The sequence below is a fragment of the Paracoccus sp. MC1854 genome, from assembly GCF_014164635.1.
In the GTDB taxonomy this organism is placed as follows: domain Bacteria; phylum Pseudomonadota; class Alphaproteobacteria; order Rhodobacterales; family Rhodobacteraceae; genus Paracoccus.
The window spans coordinates 1-14,964 of record NZ_JACJFU010000045.1 but is presented as its reverse complement, the minus strand read 5'-3'; the positions used below and the strand labels follow the sequence as shown (position 1 = coordinate 14,964).

Here is a 14,964-nt window from a genome sequence, read left to right as displayed (position 1 = left end):
CAACGGCCCGGCGTTCGTGGCCACCGCGCTGCGCGACCGGATCGCCGCGGCCGGCGCCGGAACGGCCTCTGTCGAGCCTGGATCCCCCGGGGAGGGAGGAGGATCAGGAAACGGTCCGGGGGACTGTTAAGGGCCCGGTCCTATCGCCAGAGCTTCTACTGACCATAGCCATTCATGCACGGTAATATAACAAGTCGCTCCTTGTCGATCCTCTGGCTCTGCTCCTAGGCTGGCCCGTGCCTGCGGACGACAGGCAACATGGAGGAAAGATCATGGCGAAGTTCAACCGTCGGCACTTTCTGGCAACTACGGGCGGCCTCGCCGCCAGCGCCTTGTTACCGGGCGCGACCCTGGCGCGTGCGCCGCAGATCGGCACGACAATTCCCGGCTGGTATCGCTTTCCCATCGGCGACATCGAGGCGACGATTATTTCGGACGGATTGCTGAACCTCGGGTCCGCGAACGACCAGTTTCCGGCCGCCTCTCCCGATGCCATAGCCGGCATCCTGCGGGACGAGTTCCTGCCAGTCAGCCCGATGATGCTGGAACAGAACTGCCTAGTGCTTAACATCGGCGAGCGGGTGGTGCTTCTCGACAGCGGCATGGGCAGCGATGCCATGTTCGGCGACCAGTCCGGGAGGCTGCTGCGCAACCTGTCCGCTGCCGGGATCGAGCCCGGCCAGGTGGACGACATTGTCCTGACCCATGCTCATATCGATCACTGCTCGGGCCTTGTCGCGGACGACGGAACGCTCAACTTCCCCAACGCGCAACTCCACATGTCACAGGCGGATTTCGACTACTGGACCGACGAAGCGAAGCTGTCGGGTCAGGGCTCTCTGCCGGCGTTCGTCCAAGCCGCGCGAGAGAACCTGTTGCCCTATCGTGACCGGATGACCTTCGTCACCGACCGGGCGGAGGTGTTGCCCAGCGTCACGGCGATCAGCACGCCTGGCCACACGGTCGGTCATACCTCCTACTTGATAACCTCTGGGGACCAGTCCTTCCTCAACGTCGGTGACGTGGTCCACCACTATGCGCTGCTGTTCGAGAATCCCGGATGGGCCTTCGCCTATGACACCGACCCGAACCAGGCCGCAGAGACCAGGATCAAGCTGTTCGACATGGCCGCCAGCGAGCAGTTGCCGCTGATCGGCTACCACTTCCCCTTCCCCGGTCTGGGCCACATCCGGCGCGAAGGCGATGGGTTCGAATATGTTCCGATCCCGGTGCGGCACGGGTGACGCCCCTGCCCTGCGCGGAAGCCGGCGGGCCGCGTGGCCCTTCAGCTTCCTTGGCGCCGCCTGATCCGAACGGGTGGAACCAGGCTCTGGCCCGGGAAGGCGTCAGGACATCAGCTGGCGAACGGAAGCGGCCTCGCGCAGCCCGCCCAGCCGCGACAACCAGTCCCGGTCGCGGCTGTTAGAAACAGGCCGGGTCAGCGCGGTGAACTTCTGCGCCAAGGCCTGCGAGTCGGGAAAGGTGTCGGGTTCGCCCGAAGGGTCTGGAATGCGCAGCTCGTGCGTTTGTCCCCGCGCCTCGACCTTCAGCGTCGCGCCGAAGGGATGGCGCAGCCCTTCCAGCGAAAAGTCGTTCCAGACATTCACGCGATTGGCCAGCGCCTCGGCCTCCGCATCGCCCAGCAGGTCATAATCATCCCAGCCGAACCCGCCGCGCAGCAGGGCGACGGCGGCGGCATAGGGCATCGAGAACTGCCCCTCGACGATCGTGCGGGCACGGCGCTTTTCGTCCAGCGGCGCGCCGACCAGCGCGATGCCGTTGCGATGCAGGCCGATGCTGATGCGGGAAACCTCCTCGGCGGTCCAGCCATGCGCCTGCCGCAGGTGCAGAAGGCCGTCCACCGCCGCATGGGTATAGCGGCAGGCCGGATAGGGCTTCACGCCGATCCGCATGGTTTCCCAGATCGTGCCCAGTCCGGCCGTCGCGCGCTCGGCCACGACGCCGTCGCTGTAGCCCTTGAAAAAGCCGTGCCTGCCTTCCAGCGCATCCCGTGAGCCGTGGAACCCCTCGGCCGCGAGAGTGGCGGCCATCAGCCCCTTCATCGCCGCCTCGCCCACCTGGTAGCGCTTGTTCCAGGCCCCGTTCTCAAGGAACTGCAACGAGCCGGAGGCTTGGCTGGCCGCCACCCCGAAGGCCGATTCCATTGCCGCCGCGTCCAGTCCCAGCAGGCGCCCGGCCGCAGCGGCGGCGCCGAAGGTGCCGGCAGTGGCGGTCGGGTGAAAGCCGCGGGCGTAATGGGCGGTCGGGTCCAGCGCCATGCCGATGCGGCAGCAGACCTCGAAGCCGACGACGATCGCGGCCAGCATCTGCGGCCCCGAGGCGTCGGTCAGCTCGGCCATTGCAAGCGCCGCGGGAACGACCGGGGCGCTTGGGTGCAGCGAACTGTCAGCATGGGTGTCGTCGAAATCGAGCGAATGACCAAATGCGCCGTTCAGCAGCGCCGCTGCCCCTGCGCCGAAGCGCCGCGACATCCCGAAGACCGAACACGGCCCCTCACCCGTCATGCCAAGCCGCTCCAGCATGGCCAGGATGGCGGGGCTGGATTCCGCATCATGGGCGGCGCGGATGGCTGAGCCGGCAAGATCGGTCAGCAGGGCGAGCGCGCGATCGGTCACCTCGGCAGGGATCGCCTCGCTTTTCAGCCCCGCCGCATATTCCGCCAGTTCGCGCGTGATGGTCATGCAGTCTCACTCCAACTCGGCCTCGGATGCCTGCATTATCCACGACCGAGAGCCTGCCTGTCCAATAAGGCTTCGACCTTTCGTCCATAACGAAAGCATATACGCAAGGAAGCAATCATCTATTTGATGTCTTGCTTTTCTCATGGTCAGCTGTCTTGCAAGCCCGGAGGAGCCATGACCCGTTCGGCAAGACGCGACGATCCTGCGGCCCTTCCCGCCGGACAGACTGACGCGGTGTCCGTCCTCACCGACGCGCTGCAGGCTGTAGGGGCAAGAGATATCCTCGACCTCGGTTGCGGCGAGGGCGGGATCGCCCGCGCCTTGTCCCGGCGCGGCTTCCGGGTCACGGGGGTCGAGCCCTCGCCCGAGGCGGCGGCTCGCGCGGCGCAACGTGCGCCCTCGGCCCGGTTCCTCTGCGCCCGCGCCGAAGACCTTCCGGCCGGGCTTGCGGGCTTCGACGCCGCGATCTTCGTCAACTCGCTGCACCACATCCCCGGAAAGGCCATGCCTGCCGCATTGCTGCAAGCCGCCGCGACCCTGCGTCCGGGTGGCCGGCTGGTGGTGATCGAGCCGCTCGGCCAAGGCAGCTTCTTCCGCATCATGCAGCCCGTAGAGGATGAGACCCGCATCCGCGCGGCAGCGCGGCAAGCCATCGAGAGGCTGATCCGGGAACGCCGCCTGATCCTGCGCGAGATGCGGCGCTGGGCGCAGGAAAGCCGCTTCGCCGGGCTGGATGACTTCGTCGGATACCTGGCCCGGATGATGCCGAAACGCGCCGAAATCGCCGCCCGCAACCATGCCGCCCTTGCCCGCGCCTGGCGGGACAACATCCGCAGCCGCGACGGCATGGCGGTCCTGACGCAACCGATGATATGCTGGAACCTCTCGGCGCCCGCTAAGCCTGCGGTGCCGCAACCGGCATAGGTTCAACGGGTTCTTCCGGCATGCTCGACATCCGCCAGCTGCGCTACTTCGTGGCCATCGTCGAACACGGGTCCTTCTCGCGCGCGGCGAATTTCCTGCATGTCGCCCAGCCCGCCCTGTCACTGCACGTCCGCAACATGGAAGCCGACATGGGCACGCCGCTGCTGATCCGCGTCCCGCGCGGGGTCGAGCCGACCGAGGCGGGCACGATTCTGATGCGCCATGCCCGCATCATCCTCGACCAGCTGACCGTCGCCGAAGAGGAGATCCGGGGCCATGACAACGACCCGTCGGGAGAGGTGCGCCTGGGCCTGCCGGGCACGATCGGCCAGATCGTCGCCGTGCCCCTGATCACCGCCGCCCTGACCCGCTATCCCCGGATCAGGCTGCGGATCGCCGAGGCAATGAGCGGCTTCGTCCTTGAATGGCTGCGCGACGAACGGATCGAGCTTGCTGTGCTGTATGGGCAGGCCGACAAGCACGGCATCTCGACCCAGCGGCTGCTGGACGAGGACCTGCTGTTCTTCGGCCCCGCCGAGGGTCTGCGGGACGAAGACATGCCGCCCTCCGGCACGGCGCTGTCCTTCGGCACCATCGCCCGGATGCCCCTGATCCTGCCCGCCCAAGGGCACGGGTTGCGCGACCTGCTGACGCGCACCGGCGAGGCCGCCGGGACCGGGATGAACACGGTCATCGACGTGGATTCCTATGGAAACATCAAATCTCTTGTGGGCGAAGGCTTCGGTTATTCGATCCTGCCAGAAAACGCGATCGGCGCCGAGGTCCGCGAAGGCCGGCTGCGAAGCTGGATGATCGAGAATCCCCGCCTGACGCGCAGCATCCACCTTGCCCGCTCGGGCCGGAGGCAGATGACCAAGGCAGCTGCCGCGGTTCAAGATCTCACCCGCGAGACCCTCATGGACCTTGCCCGCAGCGGCCAATGGATCGGGGCGCGGATCTCGCAGGAAGACGGCTCGCCCCGAGAACGCGACGCCAGTGTATTGGGGGACCATGATGCCGGCCATAACTGAAGCGGACGTGATCGAAAGCGTCGCCGACGGGCTGCAGTTCATTTCATACTATCACCCGCCCGACTTCATCCGCGCGATGTCGGCCGCTTGGGCAGCCGAGAAAAGCGCCTCGGCAAAAAACGCCATCGCTCAGCTTCTCGTGAACTCGCGCATGAGCGCGATCGGCCACCGGCCGATCTGTCAGGACACCGGGGTCGCAAATGTGACCGCCCGGGTCGGAGCGAAAGCCCGGCTGGACTGGCGCCGTCCCCTGCAAGAGATCGTCGACGACGCGGTGCGGATCGCCTGGCGCAATGATGCGAACCCGTTGCGTGCCTCGGTGATAGCGGACCCGTTCGGACGCCGCATGAACACTCGCGACAATGCCCCGGCCATGCTGCACGTCGAGATGGTAAGCGGAGACAGGGTCGAGTTCGACGTCTCGGCCAAGGGCGGCGGGTCCGAGAACAAGACGAAGTTCGCCGTGCTGAACCCTTCGGCCTCGGTTGCGGACTGGGTGGTCAGGACGGTCGAGGCCATGGGCGCCGGCTGGTGCCCGCCCGGCATTCTTGGCATCGGCATCGGGGGCAGCGTGGACAAGGCGATGGTTATGGCCAAGCAGGTCCTGAATGAGCCGATTGACGCCACGGACTTGCGCCTGCGCGGCCCCGCGACCGCTGAAGAGGAACTGCGGCTGGAGATCATGGACCGTGTCAATGCGCTCGGCATCGGGGCGCAGGGCTTGGGCGGGATCACCACCGTGCTGGATGTGAAAGTTCGCAGCTACCCGACTCATGCCGCGTCGCTGCCTGTGGCGCTGATCCCCAACTGCGCAGCGACGCGCCATGTCCACTTCGTGTTGGAGGGAAACGGGCCTGCACGCCTCACGCCCCCCGACCTTTCGGACTGGCCGAATCTTGATGTGAGAGACGCATGGAAGGACGCCCGCCGGGTGAGCCTCGATGATCTAAGCCGCGCTGAGATCGCCACCTGGAAGCCAGGCGAGGTGCTGCTGCTGTCGGGCCATCTGCTCACTGCCCGCGACGCGGCGCACCGGCGGATCGAGCAGATGCTGGCCGCGGGCAAGCCGCTGCCAGTCGAAGTGCGGGACCGTGCAATCTACTACGTCGGCCCGGTCGATCCGGTTGGGGACGAGGTCGTCGGCCCCGCTGGCCCCACGACCTCGACCCGCATGGATCGTTACAGCGACATGATTTTCGACCGGCTGGGCGTGTCGCTGGTGATCGGCAAGGCCGAACGCGGCCCGGAGACAGTCAAGGCGATCGCCCGCAACGGCGCCGCCTATCTCATCGCCGTCGGCGGAGCGGCCTATCTGGTTTCGCAGGCAATCCGCGCGGCGCGGGTTCTGGCATTCGAGGACTTGGGGATGGAGGCCATCCACGAGTTCGTCGTCAGGGATATGCCAGTGACGGTAGCGGTGGATACGAAAGGCAACTCCATCCACGTGATGGGTCCGCGACAGTGGCGGATACCTGCCTGAACCACAAGGCCAGCCGCTCATATGACGGCTGGCCCATATGTCGTGCCATGGTCAGCTGTGGTCGAAGACCACGACCTGCCGGATTGCTTCGCCGCGGTCCAGCTTGTCGAAGCCCTCATTGATCTCGTCCAGCCGCAGCTTGCCGGTCAGCAGCTTGTCAACCGGTAGGATGCCCGCACGATACATGCGGATGAAGCGCGGAATATCGCGTTGCGGAACGCATGAGCCCATGTAGCTGCCCTTCACCGTTCGCTCGTCCGCCACCAGATTGACGGCGGGCAGCCGGAATTCGGCGCTGGGGGGCGCGAGGCCGGCTGTCACTGTCTGCCCTCCACGGCGGGTGATCGCATAGGCAAGCTGGAAGGCCGGCACCGCGCCGGCAAGCTCGACGGCGTGATCGACGCCGCCGCCTGTCTCTGCCCGGATCCGCTCGACCAGCCCCTCCTCGCCTGCGTTGTAGCATTGCGTCGCGCCCAGTTCTCGCGCAAAGGTCAGCTTGTCCTTGGCCAGGTCGATGGCAATGATATCCGTCGCGCCGGCCGCGACCGCGCCAAGCAGCGCGGCCATGCCGACGCCGCCCAGCCCGATGATGGCGACGCTCTGTCCCGGCTGGACGCGGCAGGTGTTCAGCACCGCGCCGACGCCCGTCTGCACGGCGCATCCGAACAGCGCCAGTTCCTCGAACGGGATGTCGTCCGCATCCACCCTGACCAGCGAATGGCGCGAGATCACCGCGTGGTCAGCATAGGCCGAGACGCCGCAGTGGTGGTGGATATCGTGGTGATCCTCGGGGTCATGCAGGCGGATCTCGCCGGACATCAGGACGCCCTTGCCGTTCGCCTCGGCCCCCGGGATGCACAGCGCGGCCCGGCCCTCGGCGCAGGGCAGGCAGCTGCCGCAAGTGGGCTGGAAGGTCATGACCACGCGGTCGCCTTCCTTCAGGTCGCGGATGGCCGATCCGACCTCGACCACCGTTCCGGCCGCCTCGTGCCCCAGGACCATGGGCAGCGGCCGCGGGCGATTGCCGTTGATGACCGAGAGGTCGGAATGACAGAGCCCCGCGGCCTCGATCCTGACCAGCACCTCTTCGGGGCCGGGCGGGTCGAGCTCGACCGTCTCGATCACGAGCGGGCGGCTTTCGGCATAGGGCGCCGAGGCCGGAGAGGATTTCAGGACGGCTGCGCGGGTCTTCATGGCGTCTCTCCCAAGGACATGACCGGGTCCGCCCCGCCGGGGCGGACCCGCCTTCGTTCAGACCGTGCGGCCGCCATCCACCGGCAGCAGGACGCCGGTGATGAACTCGGCATCGTCCGAGGCGAGATAGAGCGTCGCCCGCGCGATGTCCTCGGGCCGCGACATGCGCCCCATCGGGATGGTGGCCACGAATTTCGCCCGGTTCTCGGGGGTGTCCGGCACGCCCATGAAGGATTCCAGCAGCCCTGTCTCGCCCATCACCGGACAGATGGCGTTGACGCGGATCTTGTCGGGCGCGAGTTCGACCGCCATGGACTGCGACAGGATGTTCACCGCCCCCTTGGTCGAGTTGTACCAGGTCAGGCCAGGCCGCGGACGAATGCCCGCCACCGAGCCGATGTTGACGATGGACCCGCCGCCCTTCTGCCGCATCATCGGCACGATAATGCCGGACATGATGAAGATCGACTTGACGTTGATTGCGTAGACGCGGTCGAACTCTTCCTCGGTTACGTCCAGCATCGGCTTGTTGCGATGCGTCCAGCCGGCGTTGTTCACAAAGATGTCCGGGGCGCCGAAACGGTCCACGACGGTCTGCACCGCCTTTTCCATCTGCTCGCGCGAGGTGACGTCGGCGGTCAGCGCCACCGCGTTCTCGCCAATCCCGGCGGCCACCTTCCCGGCCGCATCGCCGCGCAGGTCCAGCACGCCCACGCGCGCGCCCTCGTCCGCGAAGAGCTTGGCGATGCCTTCGCCGAAGCCACCGCCCGCGCCGGTGACGATCGCGACCTTGCCGTCCAGCCGTCCTGCTTGCTCAGCCATTGCCTTCCTCCTCAATCGTGCTTGATGACCAGGGTCTTGAGCGCCGAGAACTCATACAACGCCTCGAAGCCCTTTTCGCGGCCGTGGCCGGATTTGCGCGTGCCGCCGAAGGGCAGCTCGATCCCGCCGCCCGCGCCATAGGCGTTGATGTAGACCTGCCCGGCCCGGACCTTGCGCGAGACGCGGAAGGCGCGGGCGGTGTCGCGGGTCCAGACGCCGGCGATCAGGCCGTAATCGGTTCCGTTCGCCAGTTCGATGGCGTCTTCTTCGTCGTCGAAGGGGATCGCGGCCAGCACCGGGCCGAACACCTCGTCCAAGGCCAGGCTGTTATCGCGCGGCACCGGGCCGAAAACCGCCGGGGGGACATAGAAGCCGTCGGCAGGAGCGCCGTCGTGGCGGGCGCCCTCGGCGATCACGGGAACACCCTCGGCCTTTGCCCGGTCGATGAAGCCCTGAACCGATTCCTGCTGCCTTGCGCTGATGATCGGGCCGAGGTCGGGATCGTCGGTCGGAAGCCCGGCCCGCAGGCCCGCGAAACGTTCCGCGACCATCGGCATCAACTTGTCCCAGATCGACCTTTGCACCAGCACCCGCGCCCCGGCCGAGCAGGTCTGCCCGGCGTTCTGGATGATCGCGCCCACGATCACCGGCAGGGCGGCGTCAAGGTCAGCATCCTCGAACACGATCTGCGGCGACTTGCCGCCAAGCTCCAGCACGCAGCCGACGTGGTTCTTGGCCGCCGCCGTCTGGATCATGACGCCGACGCGCGGAGAGCCGGTGAAGGCGATGAAGTCGATGCCCGGATGCTCGGACAGGGCCGAACCAGCCTCGTGCCCGAGGCCCGGCACCACGTTGATCGCGCCCGGCGGGAAGCCCGCCTCGACCGAAAGCCCGGCGATCCGCAAGGGCGTCAGGCAGGCGTCCTCGGCGGGCTTCAGCACCGTGGCGTTGCCCATCGCCAGCGCGGGTCCCAGCGTCCGGCCGATCATCTGCGCGGGGTAGTTCCACGGGATGATGTGGCCTGTGACGCCCAGCGGCTCGCGCTCGCCGGTGACGTAATAGCCGCGCATGAAGGGGATCTGTTCGCCATGCACCTTGTCGGCGGCGCCGCCGTAATATTCGAAATACCGCGCGGCCGCCTCGATGTCCGCGCGGGCGGTCTTCATCGGCTTGCCGCAGTCGCGGGCCTCGAGTGCGGCCAGATCCTCGGCATTGTCGAGGATCAACTGGCCCAGCCGGGTGAGAAGGCGACCACGTTCGGTCGCGGACAGCTTCGACCATTCCCCGCGCTCAAAGGCATGGCGGGCAGCAGCGACAGCCTGATTGATCTCGTCGGCCCCGCCGGCCGAGATTTCGGCAAACACCACGCCCTCGGCGGGGGCGACCACCGGGATGGTCCGGCCGCCGGCGACCGGGCGCCATTCGTTGTTGATGAAAAAGCCCTTGGCGGGGGCAACCTCGTCGGCGCGCCGATAGGGTACGGTCATGTCAGGTCGTCCTTTCGTTCGGAACGTCGCTGTCGATCTGCCCGCGTTCGACGGTGATCGTGCGAGAGGCGAAGCTGCGCAGCAGCTCGGGATTGGATTCGGTGATGACGATGGCCAGCGTCGGGTCCATCTCGCGCAACCGGCCCAGCGCCTCGGCGTAGCGCTGCGCCAAGACCGGGGCGAGGCCCTGGAACGGCTCGTCCAGCAGCAGCAGGCGTTTGGACAGCATCAGGGCGCGGCCCAGCGCGACCATCTTCCCCTGCCCGCCCGACACCGACCCGGCAGGGCGCGGGCCGAGGTCGCGCAACTCGGGCAGGACGTGATACACGCGGTCCAGCCGGCTGGCGGTTTCCGCCTCGCCCAGCTTCGCCACCTGCGCCGGAAGCAGGATGTTCTCGGTGATGGTGAAGCGGGAAAAGAGCCTGCGATCCTCGGGCGCGTAACCGATCCCGAGGCCGGGGCGCAGATGCGGATCGACCGCGCGCAGATCCGCCCCGTCGAAGCGCATCTCGCCGTGGCAGGTCGTGAAGCCCATGATGGTGCGCAGAAGCGTCGTCTTGCCCGCACCGTTGCGCCCGACCAGCGCAACGGTTTCCGCCGCATCGACCGTGAAGGAGATGTCGCGCAGGATCGGGATGTTGTTGATCGAGGCATCGACCTTGGACAGCGACAGCATGTTCAGCTTCCGATCACGTTGCGGATCACGTCGGGATCGTTCAGCACGATCTCGGGTTCTCCGGTCATCTGGATGACGCCCTGCGCCCAGACGGCGACGCGGGTGGCGTAGAGCTTCACCATCTCCATGTCGTGTTCGACGAAGACCGAACTGACCTGCGCCTCGCGAAGCGCGTTCATCAGCGTTTCCATTACGCCGAACTTGTCGGCCGAGGCGACGCCCGAGGTCGGCTCGTCCATCAGCAGGACCTTGGGCTTCAGGGCCAAGGCCAGCGCGATGTCCACGAGCTTGCGCTTGCCTTCGGGCAGTTCCGAGGCCAGCCGGTCCCGGACATCCGCGCAGCCCACGAGGTCGAGCAGATGCTCCATTTCCACCCGCTCGGGTATGCAGTCGAGGCGGCGCAGAAGGTTCCAGCGCCGCTCGCGGATCGAACCCGCCAGCAGCATGTTTTCCAGCACCGTCTGTTCCGTGAACAGCTGCGGGATCTGGAAGGCGCGAGCCACGCCCATCCGGGTGATCCGGCGCGGGGGCCTGCCGGTGATCTCCTGCCCGCTGACCGAGACCTTGCCTGCATCCGGCTTGAGGTAGCCGGTGCAGATGTTCAGGAAGGTCGTCTTGCCCGCGCCGTTCGGGCCGATGATGGCAAGGTGTTCGCCCGCGAACAGCGACAGGTCGATGCCATCCGCGGCGATGATCCCGCCGAAGCGAAGCTTCAGCCCCTCGGCCTGCAGCAGCGGCTGCCCCTGGCTGTGATGGTTCATTTGCCCACCTCGCTTTCCGATCCGACCCGGTCCGATGTCGCCCGCCGGCCCGCAAGGCGATACCACAACTGGACCAGCCCGCCCGGCGCCCAGAGGATGATGGCAATCAACGTGACACCGAGAATGAGTTGCCAGCTGTCGTCCAGCAGCGCGGCGGCCGAGGTGCGGACCCATTCGAAGACCAGCGTTCCCGCGAACGCCCCGGCGATATGGCCCTGCCCGCCCAGCACGGCGATGAAGACAAGTTCGGCCGAGCGGGACCAGAACGCATGTTCTGGCGAGGCCAGTCCCTGCACCAGCCCCATGAGCACGCCGCCCAACCCGCAGAGCATGGCCGAGATCACATAGCCGGTCAGAAGAACGGATTTCGCCGACAGGCCGAGATATTCGACCCGGGTCTCGTTGGTCTTGACGGCGCGCAGCGCCTGTCCGAGCGGCGACAGCAGGTAGCGCCCGACCAGCACGCAGCAGATCGCGGCGATGGCAAGGGCCGCGTAGAACATCACCAAGTCGAACTCGCTGCGGCTGAACTCGAACCCCAGCAGGGTCGGGCGCCGAATCCTCAATCCGTCAGAGCCGCCGGTGATGTGGAAGGCCTTTTCGAGGATCGAATAGAGCACCATCGAGAACGCCAGGTTGATCATCCCGAAGAAGATGCCGCGATAGCGTGTCACGAAGATGCCGATCAGCAGCCCCGCAATCCCGGTGACCGCCAGGGTGGCGACCAGCAGAAGGATCAGGTCGATGTCGCGCCAGGCCGCCGTCAGGAAGGCGGCCGTGTAGGCGCCGGCGGCGAAGAACATCGCGTGGCCGAACGAGACCTGATCGGCCCGCAGCAGCACCAGGATGCCCAGCACGGCCAGTCCCTTGGCCAGAACCATCGTCGCGAAGACGACCATATTCGACGCCACGAACGGCAACAGCGCCAGCAGAACCAGCAGCGCCGCGAAGGCGATGAGACCCTTTTTCATCAGATCTTCCTCACGGTCTCTTTGCCGAACAAGCCGTTGGGGCGCACCAGAAGGACCAGCACCATGATGAGATAGGGCATGATCACCTCGATCTCGGGGCTGAGATAGACGGCGAAGGACCGCGCGATCCCGATGATCAGGGCCGAGATGGCCGCGCCTTCGATCTGGCCCAGCCCGGCTGTGGCCGCCACGGCGAAGGACAGCACGATCATGTTTGCCCCCATGCCAGTCACCAGTGATGTCGTGGGCGTCGCGAGCGCGCCGCCAAGCGCCGCAAAGCAGGCGCCGATCACGAAGGTCATGAAATAGACCCTGCTTGCGTTGATGCCGATAGCGGTCGCGGCCTCGCGATCCTCGGTCACGGCAAGGATCTGGGCGCCCATGTTGGTGTGCCGCAGGAAGTAGCGCAGCGTGAACAGGACAACGATCGCGGCGGCTGGCAGGAACAGCACCTGATAGGCGGTATAGTTGATCCCAAGTATCTGGACGTTGCCCAGCAGCGTCAGCGGAGTCGCCATGAAGTAGGGTTGGACGCCCCAAATCATGCGCTGAAGGTTTTCAAGGATCATGAAGACCGCAAAGGTCACAAGTAACTGCAGGACCGGATCCTTCGAATAGATCCTCCGCAGCAGCAATCGCTCGATCAGCCCGCCCAGCAGGACCCCCACAGCAACTGCGGCAACGATCATCGCCGGGAAGGTCAGCCACGGATTGAAGCCCTGCGCGACAAGCCATTGTCCCAGGGTCGCCGTGGCATAGGCGCCGATGGCATAGAGACTGCCGTGGGCGACGTTGAGGATGCCCAGCACCCCGAAGATGAGCGTCAGACCAACCGCTACGAGAAAAAGCAGTGACGCGTAGGCAAGGCCGTCCAGTAGCGCCAGGGCAGCAATGTTCATGGTCATTGGCGGTTATCCCGGTAAGCTGCGTGCAGGAACAGGCCCGGCGCAGATGGGTGTGTCTCGAACACGTGGTTGCCCTCCGCCAATTGCGGATGCAGAGGGCTACCGTATCGTTCTCAGTTCTCGAAGCGCGTTCCCGAGATGTCGAGCCGGCCAGGCTCGAAGCTGGAAATCCAGTCCACCGATTCTTCGCCGACCGGTGCCATCAGCGGCTCGGCGTCATAGATCTCGATGTTCTTGATGGTTTTGAACGGAAACTCTTCGCTGGTGCCCGTCACGCCCACGAGTTGCGCCTCGATCGCCTGCCCGTCCTCGCGGATGGTGAGGGGCCGTCCGAAGCCCTGGAACTCAAGCCCGGCCATAGCTTCGGCGATCTGCTCCTTGTCTGGCCAAGCGCCGCCATTGGCGGCAATCGCCTTGGCATAGACAGCCTCAAGCGCTGAGAAGGCCTGCACCATGTGATAGACGGAATAGATTGGATATTCGCCCGTCCGTGCCTTGAAGTCCTCGTTGAACTTCTGGAACTCGGGATCATCACGCCGTTCGGGATGCTGGAAGTAGTGGTCCCCGCGAGCGCCTACGATCGCACCCTCGGGAAGCGAGTCCCCAAGGCGCTGCAGCGACGACTCTGCCAGCGGAAGGACGAACAGCGACTGGTCGAACAGCCCGCGCTGGCCCGCCTGGCGCACAAAGGTGTCAAGATCCCCGCCCCAGGAGGTGGACAGGATCACGTCAGGCTTCAGCGCCTGAAGGCGAGAAACTTCGGCCGAGAAGTCGGCAGCCCCGAAGGCTGGGAAAAGCTCGGCCACGACCTCGACATCCGGGCGTTGCGTCTTCAGTGCGGCCTGGAAAAGCTCCCAGCTGTCCCGGCCCCAGGCATAGTCCTGATTGACGACAGCCAAGGTCTTGAAGTCGGGATGTTCCTTCAGCAAGTAGGCCAGTGGCGCCAGGACCTCGGGGGTGGCGTTGGCCTGGGTGCGGAAGACATATTCGTAATCGTCATCTTCAAGGATGCGCTGCGTCCCGCAGTCCCACATGAAGTTGATGACCTCTAGATCCTCGGCGAGCGGCGCGATCTTGTTGCAGACGCCCGACGAGATCGAGGCGAACATCACGTCCATCCCTTCGTCCTCGACCAGCCTGCGGTATTCGGTCAGCAGCGTCTCGAGCCCGGCACCCTCGTCTATGAAATGCAGCTTGATGGGGACGCCATCGATGCCGCCCCCGGCGTTGAGCTGCTCGGCGAGCATCTCCGCCGCATGACGCGCAGGGACGCCAAAGACCGATGCCGCACCCGAACTATAGGTAGTGATGCCGATGTTCAGATCGGCAGGCTTGTCCTGGGCAAAGGCACCGACCGGAGCCAGTGCCGCAATGACGGCAGCCCTCGACGCTGCGCCAGTAAATTTATTCATCTTGACCCTCCCAATCGATCGGAGCCGTCCTCCAACTCGCGATCCGGTGCAGTCTGATCATCTTTGTGACAGATTGAAAATCAGAACTTGTGCTGAGACGTATATCGCACGGTTATATCACGCTCGATAATTTTGTATCCCAGCGTTCACTGCGCCGCCGCGACCGGCTCTTGCTCACTGAGAGTTCCCCCTAAGCTGTAAAACTTACCAAGTGAGAACTTGAGCGTGAGCCATTTACCGATTTTTTGACAAGATCTTGTGCGCGCTAACAGCACCTAGCAAAATTTCCTGTCGTGCGTTGAGGGGATAGGAGCAAGCTCCTTGTCTCCAACGACTTCTGGGCGGCTAGTGCGCCGCTGCTACCATCCGAGCCGTCCAAGACTCGAGGCGACCGCCGGCGATGCGATGATCGGCTCGCCTTGGCTGGCATCATTTTCGTGCTCCGCTCCGGCATTCCCTGGCAGATGCCTGAACCTTTCCCGGTTCTGTTCCGGTCTTCTGAGAGCGATGCTCACCAGGAAGGAGACTGGATATGGCAGCGACACGCAGCGGCGAGTTCAAGCGGGATGCGGTGCGCATCGCGCTGACCAGCGGTCTGA

General features: G+C 65.6%; 13 protein-coding genes and 1 pseudogene. 5 read left to right on the top strand and 9 right to left on the bottom strand.

Going from position 1 to position 14,964, the window contains the following annotated elements:
- The first annotated feature begins 272 nt into the window (after positions 1 to 272).
- The gene (locus H5395_RS16350; protein ID WP_182793610.1) at positions 273 to 1,244 is read left to right on the top strand and encodes an MBL fold metallo-hydrolase; all 972 of its coding nucleotides are present in this window, start codon (positions 273 to 275) and stop codon (positions 1,242 to 1,244) included.
- Between the two features lie 102 nt (positions 1,245 to 1,346).
- Here the strand turns inward: H5395_RS16350 and H5395_RS16345 are convergent, their stop codons facing one another.
- Positions 1,347 to 2,702: an MmgE/PrpD family protein gene (locus tag H5395_RS16345; RefSeq protein WP_182793609.1), complete on the bottom strand. Its 1,356-nt coding sequence runs from the start codon at positions 2,700 to 2,702 to the stop codon at positions 1,347 to 1,349.
- Positions 2,703 to 2,876: 174 nt separating this feature from the next.
- On the opposite strand from H5395_RS16345, the gene H5395_RS16340 reads away from it, so the two are divergent.
- The 3 genes from H5395_RS16340 to H5395_RS16330 are packed head-to-tail and all read left to right on the top strand — an operon-like array spanning position 2,877 to position 6,137.
- Positions 2,877 to 3,626, top strand: coding sequence for a bifunctional 2-polyprenyl-6-hydroxyphenol methylase/3-demethylubiquinol 3-O-methyltransferase UbiG (locus H5395_RS16340; RefSeq protein WP_182793608.1), 750 nt, complete (start codon positions 2,877 to 2,879; stop codon positions 3,624 to 3,626).
- Positions 3,627 to 3,646: 20 nt separating this feature from the next.
- The gene (locus tag H5395_RS16335) at positions 3,647 to 4,657 is read left to right on the top strand and encodes a LysR substrate-binding domain-containing protein (RefSeq protein WP_182793607.1); all 1,011 of its coding nucleotides are present in this window, start codon (positions 3,647 to 3,649) and stop codon (positions 4,655 to 4,657) included.
- On the top strand, positions 4,641 to 6,137 hold the full coding sequence (locus tag H5395_RS16330) for a fumarate hydratase (protein ID WP_220495092.1): 1,497 nt from the start codon (positions 4,641 to 4,643) through the stop codon (positions 6,135 to 6,137). Before H5395_RS16335 ends, H5395_RS16330 begins: the two co-directional genes overlap by 17 nt.
- 51 nt (positions 6,138 to 6,188) lie before the next feature.
- Here the strand turns inward: H5395_RS16330 and H5395_RS16325 are convergent, their stop codons facing one another.
- The 8 genes from H5395_RS16325 to H5395_RS16290 form a co-directional block, all read right to left on the bottom strand.
- Positions 6,189 to 7,331 (bottom strand): zinc-dependent alcohol dehydrogenase family protein, encoded by a 1,143-nt coding sequence (locus H5395_RS16325; protein ID WP_182793606.1) that lies wholly within the window; start codon positions 7,329 to 7,331, stop codon positions 6,189 to 6,191.
- A 57-nt stretch (positions 7,332 to 7,388) separates the two neighbouring features.
- Positions 7,389 to 8,153 carry an SDR family oxidoreductase gene (locus H5395_RS16320; RefSeq protein WP_182793605.1) on the bottom strand — a complete coding sequence of 255 codons (765 nt, stop codon included), beginning with the start codon at positions 8,151 to 8,153 and terminating at the stop codon, positions 7,389 to 7,391.
- A gap of 11 nt (positions 8,154 to 8,164) precedes the next feature.
- Positions 8,165 to 9,640, bottom strand: a complete 1,476-nt coding sequence (locus H5395_RS16315; protein WP_182793604.1) for an aldehyde dehydrogenase family protein — start codon at positions 9,638 to 9,640, stop codon at positions 8,165 to 8,167.
- Position 9,641: 1 nt separating this feature from the next.
- On the bottom strand, positions 9,642 to 10,316 hold the full coding sequence (locus tag H5395_RS16310) for an ABC transporter ATP-binding protein (RefSeq protein WP_182793603.1): 675 nt from the start codon (positions 10,314 to 10,316) through the stop codon (positions 9,642 to 9,644).
- 2 nt (positions 10,317 to 10,318) lie between these two features.
- A complete protein-coding gene (locus H5395_RS16305; protein WP_182793602.1) occupies positions 10,319 to 11,077 on the bottom strand; it encodes an ABC transporter ATP-binding protein in 759 nt (252 codons plus the stop codon).
- Positions 11,074 to 12,048: a branched-chain amino acid ABC transporter permease gene (locus H5395_RS16300; protein WP_182793601.1), complete on the bottom strand. Its 975-nt coding sequence runs from the start codon at positions 12,046 to 12,048 to the stop codon at positions 11,074 to 11,076. The genes H5395_RS16305 and H5395_RS16300 overlap by 4 nt, the downstream gene beginning before the upstream one ends.
- Positions 12,048 to 12,947, bottom strand: coding sequence for a branched-chain amino acid ABC transporter permease (locus H5395_RS16295; RefSeq protein ID WP_234450870.1), 900 nt, complete (start codon positions 12,945 to 12,947; stop codon positions 12,048 to 12,050). The genes H5395_RS16300 and H5395_RS16295 overlap by 1 nt, the downstream gene beginning before the upstream one ends.
- Before the next feature lie 119 nt (positions 12,948 to 13,066).
- Positions 13,067 to 14,365 (bottom strand): ABC transporter substrate-binding protein, encoded by a 1,299-nt coding sequence (locus H5395_RS16290; protein WP_182793599.1) that lies wholly within the window; start codon positions 14,363 to 14,365, stop codon positions 13,067 to 13,069.
- A 338-nt stretch (positions 14,366 to 14,703) separates the two neighbouring features.
- Between H5395_RS16290 and H5395_RS16285 the strand changes: the two are divergent.
- Positions 14,704 to 14,952 (top strand): annotated as a pseudogene (locus tag H5395_RS16285) (transposase); the annotation flags it as partial.
- Positions 14,953 to 14,964 lie beyond the last annotated feature (12 nt).